General features: G+C 55.7%; 19 protein-coding genes. 4 read left to right on the top strand and 15 right to left on the bottom strand.

Features of this window, described 5'->3' with window-relative positions; genetic code table 11:
- Positions 1–212: 212 nt before the first annotated feature.
- Positions 213–1,346, top strand: a complete 1,134-nt coding sequence (locus tag ACIONG_RS00955; RefSeq protein WP_401296076.1) for an aminotransferase class V-fold PLP-dependent enzyme — start codon at positions 213–215, stop codon at positions 1,344–1,346.
- Between the two features lie 223 nt (positions 1,347–1,569).
- Here the strand turns inward: ACIONG_RS00955 and ACIONG_RS00950 are convergent, their stop codons facing one another.
- Complete coding sequence (locus tag ACIONG_RS00950) at positions 1,570–2,025, bottom strand: hypothetical protein (RefSeq protein ID WP_103301944.1); 456 nt, start codon at positions 2,023–2,025, stop codon at positions 1,570–1,572.
- A gap of 476 nt (positions 2,026–2,501) precedes the next feature.
- On the opposite strand from ACIONG_RS00950, the gene ACIONG_RS00945 reads away from it, so the two are divergent.
- On the top strand, positions 2,502–2,987 hold the full coding sequence (locus ACIONG_RS00945; protein WP_401296074.1) for a hypothetical protein: 486 nt from the start codon (positions 2,502–2,504) through the stop codon (positions 2,985–2,987).
- Positions 2,988–3,127: 140 nt separating this feature from the next.
- On the opposite strand, the gene ACIONG_RS00940 is transcribed toward ACIONG_RS00945, so the two are convergent.
- The 7 genes from ACIONG_RS00940 to ACIONG_RS00910 all read right to left on the bottom strand — a co-directional run bounded on the left by ACIONG_RS00940 (position 3,128) and on the right by ACIONG_RS00910 (position 9,742).
- Entirely contained in the window at positions 3,128–3,613 is a 486-nt protein-coding gene (locus tag ACIONG_RS00940) for an AAA family ATPase (RefSeq protein ID WP_401296072.1), read from the bottom strand.
- A 102-nt stretch (positions 3,614–3,715) separates the two neighbouring features.
- The gene (locus ACIONG_RS00935; protein ID WP_103302439.1) at positions 3,716–4,609 is read right to left on the bottom strand and encodes a hypothetical protein; all 894 of its coding nucleotides are present in this window, start codon (positions 4,607–4,609) and stop codon (positions 3,716–3,718) included.
- Positions 4,610–4,765: 156 nt separating this feature from the next.
- On the bottom strand, positions 4,766–6,625 hold the full coding sequence (locus ACIONG_RS00930) for an ABC transporter ATP-binding protein (protein WP_401296070.1): 1,860 nt from the start codon (positions 6,623–6,625) through the stop codon (positions 4,766–4,768).
- Positions 6,626–6,745: 120 nt separating this feature from the next.
- Positions 6,746–7,120 carry an ASCH domain-containing protein gene (locus ACIONG_RS00925; RefSeq protein WP_213028625.1) on the bottom strand — a complete coding sequence of 125 codons (375 nt, stop codon included), beginning with the start codon at positions 7,118–7,120 and terminating at the stop codon, positions 6,746–6,748.
- A gap of 167 nt (positions 7,121–7,287) precedes the next feature.
- Positions 7,288–8,256 carry an AraC family transcriptional regulator gene (locus tag ACIONG_RS00920; protein WP_218276670.1) on the bottom strand — a complete coding sequence of 323 codons (969 nt, stop codon included), beginning with the start codon at positions 8,254–8,256 and terminating at the stop codon, positions 7,288–7,290.
- Between the two features lie 55 nt (positions 8,257–8,311).
- Positions 8,312–9,139, bottom strand: coding sequence for an oxidoreductase (locus tag ACIONG_RS00915; RefSeq protein ID WP_401296067.1), 828 nt, complete (start codon positions 9,137–9,139; stop codon positions 8,312–8,314).
- Positions 9,140–9,391: 252 nt separating this feature from the next.
- Positions 9,392–9,742: a hypothetical protein gene (locus ACIONG_RS00910; RefSeq protein WP_256583433.1), complete on the bottom strand. Its 351-nt coding sequence runs from the start codon at positions 9,740–9,742 to the stop codon at positions 9,392–9,394.
- Positions 9,743–9,769: 27 nt separating this feature from the next.
- Here ACIONG_RS00910 and ACIONG_RS00905 point away from each other — a divergent pair, with 27 nt between their 5' ends.
- Positions 9,770–10,180, top strand: coding sequence for a hypothetical protein (locus tag ACIONG_RS00905; RefSeq protein WP_103301938.1), 411 nt, complete (start codon positions 9,770–9,772; stop codon positions 10,178–10,180).
- A gap of 43 nt (positions 10,181–10,223) precedes the next feature.
- On the opposite strand, the gene ACIONG_RS00900 is transcribed toward ACIONG_RS00905, so the two are convergent.
- From ACIONG_RS00900 to ACIONG_RS00880, 5 genes are all read right to left on the bottom strand, one after another.
- Positions 10,224–10,685, bottom strand: a complete 462-nt coding sequence (locus ACIONG_RS00900) for a hypothetical protein (protein WP_401296062.1) — start codon at positions 10,683–10,685, stop codon at positions 10,224–10,226.
- 128 nt (positions 10,686–10,813) lie between these two features.
- Entirely contained in the window at positions 10,814–11,056 is a 243-nt protein-coding gene (locus tag ACIONG_RS00895) for a hypothetical protein (RefSeq protein WP_249412129.1), read from the bottom strand.
- A 272-nt stretch (positions 11,057–11,328) separates the two neighbouring features.
- Positions 11,329–11,751 carry a hypothetical protein gene (locus tag ACIONG_RS00890; RefSeq protein ID WP_401296058.1) on the bottom strand — a complete coding sequence of 141 codons (423 nt, stop codon included), beginning with the start codon at positions 11,749–11,751 and terminating at the stop codon, positions 11,329–11,331.
- A 127-nt stretch (positions 11,752–11,878) separates the two neighbouring features.
- The gene (locus tag ACIONG_RS00885; protein ID WP_401296055.1) at positions 11,879–12,319 is read right to left on the bottom strand and encodes a hypothetical protein; all 441 of its coding nucleotides are present in this window, start codon (positions 12,317–12,319) and stop codon (positions 11,879–11,881) included.
- A gap of 50 nt (positions 12,320–12,369) precedes the next feature.
- Positions 12,370–12,738, bottom strand: a complete 369-nt coding sequence (locus tag ACIONG_RS00880; protein ID WP_401296052.1) for an antibiotic biosynthesis monooxygenase family protein — start codon at positions 12,736–12,738, stop codon at positions 12,370–12,372.
- 97 nt (positions 12,739–12,835) lie between these two features.
- Between ACIONG_RS00880 and ACIONG_RS00875 the strand changes: the two genes are divergently transcribed.
- Complete coding sequence (locus tag ACIONG_RS00875) at positions 12,836–13,300, top strand: MarR family winged helix-turn-helix transcriptional regulator (RefSeq protein ID WP_401296049.1); 465 nt, start codon at positions 12,836–12,838, stop codon at positions 13,298–13,300.
- A gap of 191 nt (positions 13,301–13,491) precedes the next feature.
- Here ACIONG_RS00875 and ACIONG_RS00870 read toward each other — a convergent pair whose 3' ends face one another.
- Both ACIONG_RS00870 and ACIONG_RS00865 read right to left on the bottom strand, forming a co-directional pair.
- Positions 13,492–13,920: a PaaI family thioesterase gene (locus tag ACIONG_RS00870; RefSeq protein ID WP_315445392.1), complete on the bottom strand. Its 429-nt coding sequence runs from the start codon at positions 13,918–13,920 to the stop codon at positions 13,492–13,494.
- A gap of 145 nt (positions 13,921–14,065) precedes the next feature.
- On the bottom strand, positions 14,066–15,412 hold the full coding sequence (locus tag ACIONG_RS00865) for a glutamine synthetase family protein (protein WP_401296045.1): 1,347 nt from the start codon (positions 15,410–15,412) through the stop codon (positions 14,066–14,068).
- Positions 15,413–15,433: the final 21 nt, after the last annotated feature.

Here is a 15,433-nt window from a genome sequence, read left to right as displayed (position 1 = left end):
GAGTACATTTTGCTGAGAAACCAATTCTCACCCTACATTCTCGGTCGGGGCAAAAGACACTGGCCTGCGCGGTGATTGCCATCGGTACGCTCATCATTGGCTGACGGCGGGGGCGCAAAAACGCTGGTCAGCTATATTGGGTCGGTTGCTGCCCCTCTTGAACGCTTGGGGCAGGGTCGATACCACTGAAATCTCTGCCAAAGGAGTCATCTATGTCAAAGCTCTATCCCAGTATCGATCCCGAGGGGCTGATCGAGTACTCGGTGGTCTACACCGACCGCTCGTTGAACCACATGTCGCAGTCATTTCAAGACGTGATGAAGAACATCTCCAGGACCCTGAAACAGGTCTACAACGCCGAAGCTGTTGCGGTGGTTCCGGGCAGTGGCACATTCGGCATGGAAGCGGTGGCGCGACAGTTTGCCACCGACCAGCAATGCCTGGTGATACGCAATGGCTGGTTCAGTTATCGCTGGAGCCAGATCCTTGAGACGGGCAAGATCCCGGCGGCCACCACGGTACTGAAAGCACGCCCGGTCGAAACGGGCCACCAAGCGGCCTACGCCCCGCCCCCACTGGCCGAAGTGCTGGCAACCATTGCGGCGCAGAAGCCGCAGATTGTCTTCGCCCCCCACGTTGAAACCTCCTCAGGGATTATCCTGCCCGACGATTACATGCGAGCCGTCGGCGACGCCGTGCATGCGGTCGGTGGTCTGTTCGTGCTGGACTGCATCGCCTCAGGCGCGCTGTGGGTGGATATGCACAAATGCGCGGTCGACCTGCTGATCAGCGCACCGCAAAAAGGCTGGAGCGCCTCCCCTTGCTGCGCCCTGGTGATGTTCAGTGCCTTGGCCCTCGAACGCATCGAGCAAACGCAAAGCAGCAGCTTCGCCTGCGACCTGAAAAAGTGGCTGCAGATCATGCAGGCCTACGAACAGGGCGGACATGCCTACCATGCGACCATGCCCAGCGATTCCCTCGCACGCTTCAACGAAGTGATGAAAGAGACGCAAGCCTACGGCTTCGACAAGGTCCGCGACGAACAGCAGGCGCTGGGCGATCAGGTGCGCGCGATGTTGACCGGCAAAGGCATCAAAAGCGTGGCCGCCCCGGGCTTTCAGGCGCCTGGCGTGGTGGTCAGCTACACCGATGACGCCGACATCAAGAACGGCAAGAAATTTGCCAGCCACGGCCTGCAGATCGCCGCCGGAGTACCGTTGCAATGCGACGAACCGGCCGATTTCCAGACTTTTCGCATCGGTCTGTTCGGACTGGAAAAGCTGCACAATATCGAGCGCACGCTGAGTACGCTTGAGCAGGCGCTGGACGAGGTGATGGTTGGCTGAGCCCTCGCCTTGCTCACTGCACATAGCGAACCGGGCGCTGTCGGCCGATGGCGCTGATCTGCGAGGAATATGCTGGTTGCCAAGAGCATCCTTCGCCTGATGCCGGTTTTGGGTCGATTGCGGCCTCAAGGGGCAGATAGATAGAACGGCATTTACGTTAAATTGCCGACACAAAAAAAGCCCACTTTGCGGGCTTTTTTTGTACGCGGGGTATAAGTGCTAATTACTTGTTCCGCAACAGCACATAAGCTTCACCGCCGTTTCGGTCATGCTGAAGAATAAAGTTGTTGTCCTGGATACGCACCTTCGATGGCACACGATCTGCTACCGGCGTTTGCGAGTAAGCCTGCGCGGCACTCAGCAGTTGGCGGGTCAGGCTGTCGTCGGGTTGCTCCGGAGTGGTAACGACGCATTCCTTTTCGGAAAGTTGCACTGAGAGGTTTTTGTCCGCGGTGAAGCCGATGCGCGTGAAGCCCATGTCCTGGAGGTCGTTGATGCCGAATCGCTTGGCCGCTTCAGCAGAGCCGGCGAATGAGGGGGCGGTCTTCAGACAGATGTCGACGAAGGCTTCGATGGCCTTGGAGGTAACAGGCGTCGATACGGTTGTCGTTGCAGTGGTGCAGCTGGCGAGGACTAACAGGCTGGGCAAGGCGAGTGCGCGGAACCAAGTAGTGGACATGAAGCGGGGATCCTTCCATTTGAAATTCGGAATGCAGGGGTGGGCTGAGCGGCGCCGGAACGGACCGCCTGCGAATGGTAAATTAAAATGGAGTACGGGGTTCACGACTTTGTGAACCCCGGCGCCTTCTGGCAGTGCGCTCGCGACGTGAACCGGTGAGCACCTGGGCCAGCCTGCCGGCGGTTGAGCAGATTGCATAACAGCGATAGGCAATAGCCTCCCGATTTCCGTGAGTGCTGACCGGCCGTTATGGGTTAATTGGCAGGCGAAATCGCACGGTTGCTATTGGCCGAGAGCGGTCACTCGTGAGCGGCAGCAATCGGCCAAAAGCCGCCCTTTACAAGAAGCTGCTTTCGTCCCAATGCTGCCGGTTAGATCCCCATGGGTTTCGGGAAAATAGCCCAAACGCCTACTGCCTTCCCAGGTCGGTATTTGAGAGGGTACCCTGAACACCTTTTAATCTGTGTGGCACCCATATGGGCATCAACTTACTGACCGAATCCATGCTTGGCCACTGGCGTGCTGCATCGGGTGTCTGGCAATGCGAATACCAATTCGGCAGCCGATTGATTTACATCCAACATCGCAATGACGAGCCACCTCGCGCCAGGGTCGCCGCCGCGCAACGCGCGGTCAACGCCGCGTGGGATGATTTACCCCAAGTACTGAAGTTCGCCGAACAGCACTGTAAAGCACAGATGCCCGAACTGATGCGGTTGTACGAAACCTACATGCCGGGGGAATCTCCGTTTTTCGTTTACTCGATCCACTTCGATCTCGACAAACCTTACCCTAGTTACGCCATTTCCACGAACCCTGACTTCGACTGGGATCGTATCCTGATCGACGAAGATGAACTGCGCCAGGTTCACAGGGTATGCATGGAGCAGTATGAGCCAAGACATGACTTTTGGGTTTACGTCAGGCGTGTAGGGTTTCAGCAATTCGAGCTTGGGGATTAGCTTTGCCTCAACTCAACTCAACTCAACTCAACCCCAGCCCTGAATCTCCGCTGATAAAGTCAATACTCGGGAGCGTCCGCTTCTGGCCGATACCAGTCACTCAACTCTTGAGCGGCACTGACCTGTCCCCCCTCAGGCACTCACGGACAATGCCGAACGATCACCAATCCCTCCACCTCTTCCGGAACCTGAAAGTAGCCAGTGATCAAATCAAACTCCGCATCGGTCGCCGCAAAGTCATGCCCTCCCCGCTCATTGCGAGCATGCAATCTGGCTCGGCAAGTGTCGTCATCAACATCCAGATAATGCAGGCAATGCGGCGATCCAGCAGCGTCCGCCAGACCTCGTAGCCACTCGCGATCCGCCACAGTATTCGCCGGAAAGTCCAAAACCACATCAAGCCCTGCACCTGACAAATCGATAACCAAAGGCCCCAATACATGGCGAATGCGTTTTGCACAGCGCACGTAGTCCTGCACCGTTTGCACTTCGCCGGGGTAGAGCCTTGAAATCCACTGATCTTCACTCAAAAGAATCGCGCGGTGCTCGCTTGCCAGTGACTTCGCGAGTGTAGATTTGCCAGAGGCAATCTTGCCGCACATCAGGTGCAATATCGGTTTCGGCATGGAAACACCCCCTATCCATGAAAACATCTGTCGGCAGTCCACCGAACAGACGATCTGATCAATTCCCTCTTGGCTCATCGCATGTCAGGCGGACGTTTGCAGTCAGGCGTTCAGCCTCGACAGTCGCGAGGAGACCCAGGCCTTTATTCGCCCGCACAATCGCGGGATGGGTATAAAAAACAGCGCAGCAAAACTTAATAAACGATCAATCCACTTCCCTTGCAGATCATTCGGCTCGCTAGCAGTGTGCATGGCCAACAGGTAGCGATAAACCTGCCGACTGGAAAGTGGCAGCACTGCGAGTTGCTCCAGTATCGAAGGGCCAATCTCTCGGATCATGCCCGTGAGCATTATCCACAACAGTATCAACTCGGCGCACAACAAGGTGGCAACAAGCACATTTGCGATCAGCATCCGCCAGTTTTGCAAGGCGTCGAAGATTGAGTCGATGCTACTTCCCAACGTCACCAGAGTGGCAATAATTGCCGTGATCGCAATCAGCAATCCTATAAAACGCGCAGAGTCGGGCAACCGAAAGAACGCAGCGAAGCGCGGCCCCATCGTATCGTTACTGGCCAAACGTCGAATTTCCTGCCGTTCTTCCCAAAGCTGTCTGAGGGCTCTCGCCTTGGTGACAAGCTCACCGGGGCCACACTCATAACGCATGCACAGCCAATCTTGCCTCAACTTCAAACGATCAGTGCGAGAAGCATTCACGTCCGCGCCGAGGCTTTCTGCGCGAATCCGAGAGTACACATCGGCGATCCGTGCCGCGCAGATCATGGTGATAATCAAAATGGCAAACAGCACGGGGATGTATTGATAAAGCGAGACACTGGGCAACTCCAAAGTCACCCATAAGATGCCCGGGAGACATGCAGCAATCCAAATCAGACAGCTGCGCGCATCGCGCCTGCGCCATGCAGCTTTGATAGGAGCACGTTCGAACTTTTGAAAGTGTTCTTGAATATCGATTTGCAGCTGACTAATGCTCATTGCGGTGTTCGCCACTGAATCATCCCTCGTCATTAAACATCCCTTGAAACATTAACCCTGGCGAACGCTGAGCCGTGCTGATGGCTCAGCTTTGAATTGCCAGATGCGGTCGTAAATGAGACCGCATTCGTTACTGCAAAATCATTTGCTCCCGGCTCATTGTATGCAGGCAGCCTCCACCACGCCGTTGTCCTCCCCCAAAAAACCACCGCTCTGATGCTGCCACAACCGCGCATAAACGCCGTTCTTCGCAAGCAGTTCGCTGTGAGTGCCCTGTTCAATAATGCGGCCTTCGTCCATGACGATCAGTCGGTCCATGGCCGCAATCGTCGACAACCGATGGGCAATGGCGATCACGGTTTTGCCCTGCATCATGTCATCGAGGCTTTCCTGAATCGCCACTTCGACTTCCGAGTCCAGGGCGCTGGTGGCTTCGTCCAGCAGCAGGATCGGCGCGTTCTTGAGCATTACCCGAGCAATCGCCACGCGTTGACGCTGACCGCCCGACAACTTGATGCCGCGCTCACCCACCAGCGTGTCGTAACCGCTATGGCCCTGGCGGTCGCTGAGTTGGCTGATGAACTCATCGGCCTGCGCGCTGGCTGCGGCGCTGCGCACTTGCGCGTCGGTGGCATCGGGACGGCCGTAGGCGATGTTGTCGCGAATGGAACGGTGCAGCAACGAAGTGTCTTGCGTGACCATGCCGATCGCACTGCGCAAGCTATCTTGCGTTACGTGGGCAATGTTCTGACCGTCGATTCGAATCTCACCGCTGTCGATGTCATAGAAGCGCAGCAGCAAGTTGATCAGCGTGGATTTACCGGCGCCAGAGCGACCGACCAGACCGATTTTTTCGCCCGGACGAATACTCAGGCTCAGGCCATCGAGCACCTGACGCTCGCCGTTGTAGTTGAAACGCACCTTGTCGAAAGTCACCGCGCCGCCGGAGGTCACCAGCACGCCGGCATCCGGCGCGTCCTGGACCTTGGCGCCCTGGGTCAGCGTCGCCATGCCGTCCTGCACCGTGCCGATGCTTTCGAACAACGAAGTCATTTGCCACATGATCCAGTTCGACATGCCATTGATCCGCAACGCCATGGCGGTGATTGCCGCCACTGCACCGGCGCCAACGTCGCCCTGATGCCACAACCACAAGGCATAACCGCCCGCCGACATGATCAAACCCACCACTAGAGCCTGATTGACGATTTCGAACAGACTGACCAGACGCATCTGGCGAAAACCGGTGAGTTTGAAATCTTCCATCGCCGCACGGGCAAAGTGCGCTTCACGGTTGGAATGGGAGAACAGCTTTACCGTGGTGATGTTGGTGTAGGCGTCGGAGATACGCCCGGTCATCATCGACCGCGCATTCGCCTGCTCCTGACCGACTTTCCCCAGGCGCGGCACGAAATACCACATGGCCAACGCGAACAACACGGCCCAGCCAATGAACGGCAACATCAGTTTCAAGGCGAAGCCGCCGGCCAACGCGATGATCGCGATGAAATACACGCCAATCCCGGGGAGGATCTCGATAAGGGTGAAGAGCACGTCGCGCACCGCGAGCGCCGTCTGCATCACCTTGGTTGTGACGCGGCCGGAAAACTCATCGGAAAAAAACGAAAGGCTTTGCCGCAACATCAGCCGATGGAAGTCCCAGCGCAGCCGCAGCGGCAGGTTGATCGCCAAGATCTGGTGCTGCACCATCGTACGCAAAGCCACCAGCCCGACACTGGTCACCATGACAATGCCCATGCCCCACAACACGCGATTTTCCTGCACGGCGGCTTCACCGCCCGCCTGCCAGGTCGAGAGCAGATCGACGACCTGCCCGAGGAAGGAAAAGAGCCAGGCCTCGTAGATCGACACCGCGGCACTCAGCAGCGCCAGTACCAGGATGTAACCGCGAGCGCCCCGCGTACAGGCCCAGAGAAAACGTGCCAAACCGTTGGGTGGTGGTGGCACCTCGTCAGGAGGAAAAGGGTCGAGTCTTCGTTCAAACACACGAAGCATGGTGATCTCCAAAACTTTCAAGTTGAGGGGATTCTGCCATTGAATGGTTGCGAGGAGGTCTTTGTGAAAAAGTGTGTATTGATCAGGAGCGTTTTCGACCACTCGCCCCCACCCCGATGATCAACCGTTATCGGTAAACACGAAGTCCACTTCGTAAATACCCCGCGCCGCCCGGATGTTCACAGGGTGCGTGATCGGCCTGACATGACTCAATTCCCATGCGAGCCAACCCTCCTCGAAGTAATTCGCACAGGCCGCTTGCATGTCCGCGAGGACAAACGGGCGAACAGCCTTCACCCGCACGATAGCGACAGCAATGCCGTCGGCATCCTCGTCACCCTCGGTGTGCAGAAAGCGTCCGTTTTCAACAATCAGAAGATCTTCGCAAGGATCCAGGTCTGGATGCCACCGGCGAATTTCGAGGGTTTTCTCCCCTGAAGCGATACGACCGCCACTGGGCCGCACAATCGATAACGTCTTGATGGTTCTCTCCAAAGATCATTCGAGCTATTGCGCTGTCCGCTATAAAACATCAACGACATTCGCCGCTTTTTTTTCAGCACTGCAACTGACCGGTATTATGCAGCGATCATTGCTTACAGCGGCGCATCGGGAGGTGGTCTGGTACGCGGCACACTGGGCGCGGCGTTGATGATGTTGTTTTAGCTCAAGGTCAAGCCCAGTGAGCGAGAGCGGTATACCCCGGGTGTTATTCCTACCCACGATTTGAAGGCGCGGTGGAAAGTATTTCCGTCGTTGAAACCCAGTAAATACCCTACCTCGGCGAAGCTGATATGTGAGTGACTCAGGTAGTGCTCGGCAAGGCTGCGTCGCGTCTCCACGAGCACCTCCTGATAGCTGCAACCCTCAACTTCCAGATGGCGTTGCAATGAACGCCTGCTGATCGCCAACCGCCCAGCCACAGCATCGATACTCACTTGGCCACTGGGCAATAGCTCCAGTAAAAGACCGCGCACGCGCTTGCGCATGCTCGCATTGACGTCCAGTTCGCTCAGGCGCTTGTCGAGGAGAGGTCGAAAGAACTCCCACATGGCCTGGTTCGCCGTCAGGAATGGCCTCCTCGAATCGCTATCGCTGAACCGAATCGCGATCTCCTGCCCCGAGACCACCGGGCAGCCGAAGAACTCCAGGTACGGATGAAGGTTATCGGGTGGATTCGGTAGTTGCACGCGCAGAGGGCAGATCCGCTTGCGGGTTGCCAGACGTGCCAACTGGGTAAAAAACACGAGATCGGTCATCGCGCAACTGGAAGGCCATGACGGTACAGTCAGCGGGAATTCGACACGCACCTCAAGATAGCCAGGCTGCTGATCAATGTGCAGCAGCAAAGGTCCAATCAGCGCTTTGTAGCCCGCAAGGCGTCGCAGTGCGACCTCCAGGTTCGGACTGCACAGGCTTGCAAAAATAGGCGGATCGAACGCTTCGGCGGTAATCGCTCTGCCGATGATCAAGGGCAGTTCTTCCCCTTGGGTCAGTTGCTCCAGTGCCAGCCAGAACCGGCAGTATTCCACCGGCTCAAGGCTCGCATCCTGTCGGGCAAAAAGATCATCCGGCAGGCCGGCAAGCTTCAGAACGTCGGCAACATTCACGCCGAGATCAGCGATGAGCAAGGCCCAGCCGGGATGTACTGAAAATCGCGAGGCCCGTCTCACTCTGTTATCTCCATTACCGCATCGTAGACATTATTATCTTGTCGTAAACGCGGTCACCCAGCCACTTGCGAATACTCATCAGCACCCGCGCATACTTGCCCCCCACATAGCGGGTTTTGGGATTAGAGCTACGCACAGCTTTCAACACAAGATCGACGATGACCTGAGGCGTGGAAAGCGTTCCTGGTTTTAAAGACTGCCCGGTGGCGGCTGCTACTTTCTTTGCCAAATCCTGATAAGCGCCGTTTTTCGAACGCCGGAGCATCGGCTCCAGCAATACGCCCCCAAATTCAGTCTCGATGGCCCCAGGCTCTATCACGACCACGTTGATCCCGAATGGGTGAAGCTCCAGACGCAGACAATCAGACCACCCCTCCAGCGCATGCTTGGTCGCGTGGTACCAACTGCCTAATGGTGTGTACACCTTGCCACCCATGGAGGAGATATTGATGATTGTGCCTTTGCGTTGTTCGCGCATATCGGGCAGCAGTGACTGCGTCAGTCTTGCCAGCCCGAATAAATTGACCTCGAACTGATAGCGGGCTTCGTTAATATCGGTGTCTTCCATCGCACCATACAATCCGAAACCTGCGTTGTTCAAAAGCACGTCCACGCCACCATGATCCTTTTTGATGTGAGCCACAACACGCTGGATATCCTGTTCGACGGTGATGTCCATTGCCAGGGTAATCGCTCCCTGGCGGCGCAGCTCAGACATCTGATCGACTCGTCTGGCAACCGCATAAACCACCATCCCCTCGTCCAACAGAGCCTGCGCGAAAGCCTTGCCCATCCCGGACGAAGCGCCGGTTACCAGCGCCACACGATTTGTCTGCCTCATGAAAACCCCTTCCGATTGATTCAAGCCAAGGGAAGGTTATCTCCAACTGTCGTGGGGAGCATTGGCAAGGCGCGCCAGTTGGTATGCGTTTGATGCCAGGAAAAAATGAGGCCGGATTTATTTCAGGGGATAAATTCGACGCCTTTGGGTGCAAAGTCTGCGATTGGTCGGAAGCGAAAGGTGCAATCGGCAGCAACCGGCCAAAAGCTACCGTTCGAGAAATGCAGCTTCTGACCCATTACAGACATGAAATCACGGGGCACTGGTATAGACGAGCACAGCTATGACTGCTGCAAACGGAGATAGCAGAATCAGTCCACCGACGACAACTGCCCAGCCCCAGGCAAAACCACTCTCACCCTTGAAACGGCCGCCACTCAGCAAACCCAGCACAAACACGCCGATGCGATGAGCTATCAAATCGATAATGAAGTCCATTGGCCCTTTCTCCTTGCCGGATTTACCTGAAACGCCAAAATGTCCACTATCGGCCAAGAGCTGCCGTCCACGCATGGCCTTTTCCAGCCCAAAACGATAATAATCGGAGCGGAGACGGCCTATTGAAAATTGGCTACATGGCTGAATCCGTCTCTTCTTCAGCATTCCATTATCGAAATCAGAGTAAGACTCATGGGCGCGCCCATCATTATCGGCAGCAGCTATGACCTCTGGGTCAGCAACAGCATGAAAGATACTTTTTGCGATGTACTAACCGCTGTCGCGACCTTGGAAGGCCATGATGTGAAGGCCATATATGAGGAGGCACCAGGTGTGGCCGGCACCTATGGTGTTCCAGGTGTGGGTATCCTTCTCGACGAGTTCTATCTCTATCTTGGCGGATTTTCCGGGGTTCGACGCCACCTCGATGTTTGCCGAGTACGGCTAGACGAAGTCAGAGAATCTTGCGGACTGTCGCCAGTTGCTGCCGAACGCATGGCACACCTACTGGCATGGGCCGCATACCATATGGATGGCAACCCGATCCCTGTAGGCGGCTCTTTCTATGAGAGCTGGCCTCCTGACGCAGCTGAAACAAGGTAATACCCGCCTGCTTTCAGCCAGAAGGGGACGTTCGGTTCCTGCGTTAACCCCCAAATGAAAGCGGGCCGCAATACATCAGGATGTTGCACACAACCATCTGGGCGACCATGAATCCCAAGGCGGTTCCCAGAAAGCCAATGCCCGCGACGATCCACGGCAAACTTGCTTTCACGCGGTATCTCAACAGCCAGGCCGACGCTGATGCGCCAACCAACATGCCGGGCATTGAGAACACATGCCCGAGCCCAAACAACCCTTCGGGGTGGTCGAAGCTGGTGATGATGTTCATGTAGATCAACAGTGTGGCCACCGCCGCGGCTGTCGTACCAGTCAGAAACAGGGCAGGCGTTCGAAAAATCAAGCCCAGTACGAACACGGCCGCGGGGACTGCGACAAGGTAACCACTGCCTGTATACAGCGGGTTCGCACCTATGCTGGCGAAAAGGAGAACCGGAGTGATTAACAGGATGGAGTAGGCTAGATCATCTCTGCGGCCAACTGTCATTCCAATCCTCGCTTTCAGTATCGTGCTTGGTGGAATAGCGTAGCTGACGCAAACATTCTTGCTTGGAGGCTCCGTTTTGGGCCGATTACGGCCCTCACGACAGGCAGAGATTGGCCAAGAGCGGCCTCTCATTTCTTCGTTGAGAGCCGTAGTCGCTGCCATTCATTCCAGCAGTCCTCAGCTACCAGATCCCGGAAACCACGTTCTTTCTCCATATCAAGGGCGACGTCGAATGGAACTGCAACACACGTCGCGTTATCACGGATTTTGAGTGTTTCGGACTCTGTAAGTGGGGAGCCTTTGTTCGTTTCGGCGCTTTGCAAAGCGTCCGAAAGCGCCGGAATGAATACAACGCAAAGCCGTCCAGACATGTGTTGCCTACCTCAATTGTACGAGAAGGCCAAAAGATTACGCTCGTTGCTTAATCAAAGCTATTTGGCCAAGAGCATCCATCGCCTGATGCCAGTTTTGGGTCGTAAGCAGCCGTCCGCGAGCGACTGCTATTAGCCGGATGTGTTCAGGAACGACTGTTTCCGGCCAAAAGCGGTCAGTCATCAAAGCCCCAAAAATGTCCCGAGGCGAGTATCTAGTCACACCAATCGGGCCCGTCATTGTGAGCAAGGCTAGAGGTTTCAACCATTTGCTAGCCGGAGATAATCGCAAATAGATTTTTGCACAAATAGGCATCCTCTCTTTGGATGAAATCTTCGGGGCTTTCATTGCAGGAAAAAGCTTCGAAAACGTGGTTAATAATTTTTTTTGCTTGGTCCGTAGTAAGGACACGAATGTCTATCAGGTCAAGAAGAGCATCGGCTATCTCGTTTAAACTAATGCAGTATTCTTCAGCGGCAACCCTAAGCAGCGCTCGCATCTCCCTATGTTTACTGTCTGAATCTACATTGTTTTTCAGAAATTCAAGTGGCTCTTCCAGAATTTCGAAAGGATAAATCTTTTGATACCTGTCGCAGTATTCTATAAGGATCCGCCTAACCTTCACGCCATCAAATTTTTGAGAGCTAGCCCCTAACAGTGCATTAATTTTCGTATTAGCTATCCAGCTTTTCATCGCGAAATTTACCTTGCTTAGCGCTTATTTAAGGGACGTCGACTGGCGGATCTTGGCCGATAGCAGCCAGTCACGAATGGCAGGTTTCGGCCCAGCTTTTCAAGACAGACAGAAGCCAGTATTCAGCTTACCGTCTGCGAGGTGCAACCCGCAGCAGTCGGCCGCTGAGGCGCAGACCGTCACGCATATTCAGCCCCATTAACGCGAGATTGGTGGCCCCTGCGATCAGTTCGATTGCCTGTACGAAGTAAAAACGCGTATCGAAGCTTCCCGCCGACGCCCATTGGTTGAGCACAATGGCGCACGGCATCAGAACCAACAGGCCATTGGCGGCAATGAATGGCATGCGTTTCTTCTTCAAAGCGACCAGTCGTCCTTGTCGTTTTCGACTCATTAACACCCCACTTGCACCGGTCGCAATCATTGCCGGCACCAATATCCAAAGCCCAGGACTCACGATCAGGTGCTTGAGTGAGGCTATCGAGTGTCGGGATCCGATGAGCTCGACAAAAATGGTCGACAGAAAGAAGGTGGCGATGCACAGCAGTGCCAGCGTGCTGGAGACCAAATGTAATCGTCTTAGCATTTATCTAATACCGTCAGACAGTTGGTTAATACTCAGGCCGTGCAGATATTCGACACAGCTACTTTGGTGAACAGATGTGGCATGGCCAAGGCACTTGAGGGATACCGCGCCAACGCGTTGGCGAACTCTGGATGATTGAAAGCCTCGCGAAACCGCTCTACCGATTCCCATACGGCGTAATTCAAGAACATGTTGCTGCCACCGATGGCCTGATGGAGCTGCGTGGAGATGAAGCCGGCACGTTGTTTCATCCAGTTGGCATCCAGCTCCCATGCGCAAAGGAGATCAGGTACATCGTCTGTGTCGACAGTGAAGAGGTTGATCAATACCACTGGAGCTTCGCTGCACTGCAGCTGTTGAGTGATGGGGACGATCGGATCAAGGGGGCGAATAGAAAGCATGGCGACCTCTAACTTGTAATCATGATGACAGTTTGGGTTTCACGCTCCAAACCTACTGCGATTGACATCATGGTGTCAACGTGGAAGGATTCGCGCCATGAAAAAGACAAACTACACCCCCGCAGGACGCGCCACGAGCGATCTGGTTCTTGAGATCTTTCGAGCAAGTGCGCGTCTGCTTACTGCAGGCGATCGACTCGTCGCAGAGCTAGGTCTGACAAGCGCCCGCTGGCAACTACTGGGTACGATTGTGTACGCCGAACGAGCACAACCGGTTTCATGGATTGCTCGCGACATGGGGGCGAATCGGCAAAACGTTCAGCGGATCGTCAACGATCTGGTGAAGGATGGACTGCTGGAGTTTCAGCCGAACCCACACCACCGCAGGGCGCAGTTGGTTGTCCTGACTGAAGCTGGAAGAGAAGCATTCGATCTGGCGATGAAGCTTCAGATGCCCTGGGTTAATGAGCTGGCGGAAGGATTGGACATCGATGCTATCCAGACTACCCATCAGGTTCTGAACCACCTGCGCAATAGGCTTGAAGAAGACCAGGCCGAATGACCCGGCCAGCGTCAGCATCATCCAGCTCGTCAAAAGCTCAGGCAAAAAAAAGACCGGGTCAGCTTGTAAACGGTGGTTCATGGACGTCCGCTTCTGGCCGAAAACAGGCATTCACGAAAGGCCGTCCAAAACTGCCGTTCAAGGAAACGCGATAACACTCACCCACTCACCCACTCACGTGATGAGGCTTATCAACCAGCAACCTCTGCACTCATTGGCACAGCGAACACCGCACTGGCTCGAGCAACGGTTCGCTCACCGACATGCAGGCTGACGGCCGCAAACGCCAGTTGACGGCCTTTTTTGGAGTGTTCAAGACGCACTTCCAGCCACTCATTGATTTGCACTGCGCCAAGATAATCCAGGGTCATGCTTGCCGTGATCAATGGCTGCGGAGGGTCGCTGGAAAACGCCATGGCGTAACCCATGCCCACATCGGCTAGTGTTGCCAATACACCGCCATGCAACGTGCCGCGGCCATTGGCATGTCGCGAGTCGGTCAATAGTCCCAATTCCAGTTGCAGCCCGTTGCCCCTCGCGTAAATCGGGCCAAGCAAATCAAGCAACGGGCTGCTGCGGGTAAACGGGGTAAAGCCCTCGGGAATCGCAGTGGCGTTCATAGTCCCTCCTTGCCGGCTACTGACCGGTGTCATTGACTTTAATAAGTCGACTCACTCGAGGGTTTATGAGTAATCGCGCCTTGGGACAAGCACTATACGTCTGCGGAATTGGCGGTGATAAACCGTGCTCCCTGAGGGGCTCCCATCACAAATACCAGCGATACTCCCGCGCACTGATCTCCTGCATGAACGCCAGATGATCCTGGCGTTTGTTCTCGCAATACACGTCGACAAACTCCGCACCCAGGCCTTCACGCAACTGCGCTTGATGCTGCATCGCCCTCACCGCTTCGAACATCTCCGTCGGGAATCCAATCCCGCTGTTGCGATCTTCATTGAGCGGCGCGATCGGCTCCTTGCCTGAAGCAAGTCCATGCTCCAACCCCACCAGAATCGCCGCCAACACCAGATACGGATTGGCATCCGCCCCGGCCAGTCGGTACTCGATTCGCAGGTTCTTTTCGTCCGACTCGGGAATGCGCAAACACGCATCACGATCCTCAAACCCCCAACTGGCCTTGGTCGCCGTATTCACCGTGCCGCCCAAACGTCGCATGGCGTTCTGGTTCGGGGCGAAGATCGGCATGCTGTGCGGCAACAATTCCAGGCACCCGGCGACGGCATGGCGCAGCGGCTGTTGCTGATTCGCCGCCAGTAAGTTATTGCCCTGCGCATCGTAAAGACTGACGTGCACGTGCATGCCACTGCCCGGATGCTGCAAGTACGGCTTGGCCATGAAACTTGCACGATAGCCGTGTTTGAGCGCAACGCCTCGGGTGCTGCGGCAGAACAGCGCCTCCCAGTCGGCTGCGCGCAAACCGTCGTCGAGATGGCCGAAATTGATTTCGAATTGGCCGGGGCCCAACTCTGCGGTGATCACGGTGGCGTCGATGCCTTGAGCGCGGCTGGCCTCGACCATTTCATCCAGCACCGGCGCGAAGCGTGACAGGCGTTCGATGTGCAGGTTGGGCTGATCATCGGCATCGTCGGTCAGGTCGTCGCGGGGGAATTGCGGCAGGCCGTCGCGCAGTTTTTTGTCGAACAGGTAGAACTCCAGTTCAAAGGCCACGACCGGGTGAATGCCTTTGCGCGCCAGTCGGCTCAGCACTTGTGCGAGGACCTCGCGGGGTTCGAATTCGATGGGGTTTTCGGTGCCGTCGGAGGTGATCAGCATCTGCCCCAGCGGCTGGGCTTCCCAGGTCACCGGTTTCAGGGTGCCGGGCACCAGGCGGCGCACGGCGTCCGGATCGCCATCGTTGAAGCAGTAGTCGCCGATCTTGAACAAACCGCCCTGCACACCGAGCAATACGCAGTTTTGCGGCAGTTTGAGCACGCTGCCAGCGGCGACTTTTTCGAGCATGTCCACGGGGTAGCGCTTGCCGTAGAAGTGCCCCGGAATGTCCAGGCAAATCAGGTCGACATAACGCACCTCAGGGTAGCGTTGGCGAAACGCCCGTACTTCAGCGAGCAGGTCAGCGCAGACAGCGTCCATCATATTCATCCTTTGATTGTT

Origin of the sequence: Pseudomonas sp. NPDC087817, from assembly GCF_044742875.1 — a bacterium.
In the GTDB taxonomy this organism is placed as follows: Bacteria; Pseudomonadota; Gammaproteobacteria; order Pseudomonadales; family Pseudomonadaceae; genus Aquipseudomonas.
Note: the sequence above shows the minus strand (reverse complement) of the source record. Positions and strands in the feature narration are given on the sequence as shown.

Bases quoted from the DNA above. Each gene is read 5' to 3' on its own strand.
- ACIONG_RS00955 (WP_401296076.1), top strand. From the start codon at position 213: ATGTCAAAGCTCTATCCCAGTATCGATCCCGAGGGGCTGATCGAGTAC.
- ACIONG_RS00950 (WP_103301944.1), bottom strand. From the start codon at position 2,025: ATGTCCACTACTTGGTTCCGCGCACTCGCCTTGCCCAGCCTGTTAGTC.
- ACIONG_RS00945 (WP_401296074.1), top strand. From the start codon at position 2,502: ATGGGCATCAACTTACTGACCGAATCCATGCTTGGCCACTGGCGTGCT.
- ACIONG_RS00940 (WP_401296072.1), bottom strand. From the start codon at position 3,613: ATGCCGAAACCGATATTGCACCTGATGTGCGGCAAGATTGCCTCTGGC.
- ACIONG_RS00935 (WP_103302439.1), bottom strand. From the start codon at position 4,609: ATGAGCATTAGTCAGCTGCAAATCGATATTCAAGAACACTTTCAAAAG.
- ACIONG_RS00930 (WP_401296070.1), bottom strand. From the start codon at position 6,625: ATGCTTCGTGTGTTTGAACGAAGACTCGACCCTTTTCCTCCTGACGAG.
- ACIONG_RS00915 (WP_401296067.1), bottom strand. From the start codon at position 9,139: ATGAGGCAGACAAATCGTGTGGCGCTGGTAACCGGCGCTTCGTCCGGG.
- ACIONG_RS00910 (WP_256583433.1), bottom strand. From the start codon at position 9,742: ATGCTGAAGAAGAGACGGATTCAGCCATGTAGCCAATTTTCAATAGGC.
- ACIONG_RS00905 (WP_103301938.1), top strand. From the start codon at position 9,770: ATGGGCGCGCCCATCATTATCGGCAGCAGCTATGACCTCTGGGTCAGC.
- ACIONG_RS00900 (WP_401296062.1), bottom strand. From the start codon at position 10,685: ATGACAGTTGGCCGCAGAGATGATCTAGCCTACTCCATCCTGTTAATC.
- ACIONG_RS00895 (WP_249412129.1), bottom strand. From the start codon at position 11,056: ATGTCTGGACGGCTTTGCGTTGTATTCATTCCGGCGCTTTCGGACGCT.
- ACIONG_RS00890 (WP_401296058.1), bottom strand. From the start codon at position 11,751: ATGAAAAGCTGGATAGCTAATACGAAAATTAATGCACTGTTAGGGGCT.
- ACIONG_RS00880 (WP_401296052.1), bottom strand. From the start codon at position 12,738: ATGCTTTCTATTCGCCCCCTTGATCCGATCGTCCCCATCACTCAACAG.
- ACIONG_RS00875 (WP_401296049.1), top strand. From the start codon at position 12,836: ATGAAAAAGACAAACTACACCCCCGCAGGACGCGCCACGAGCGATCTG.
- ACIONG_RS00870 (WP_315445392.1), bottom strand. From the start codon at position 13,920: ATGAACGCCACTGCGATTCCCGAGGGCTTTACCCCGTTTACCCGCAGC.
- ACIONG_RS00865 (WP_401296045.1), bottom strand. From the start codon at position 15,412: ATGGACGCTGTCTGCGCTGACCTGCTCGCTGAAGTACGGGCGTTTCGC.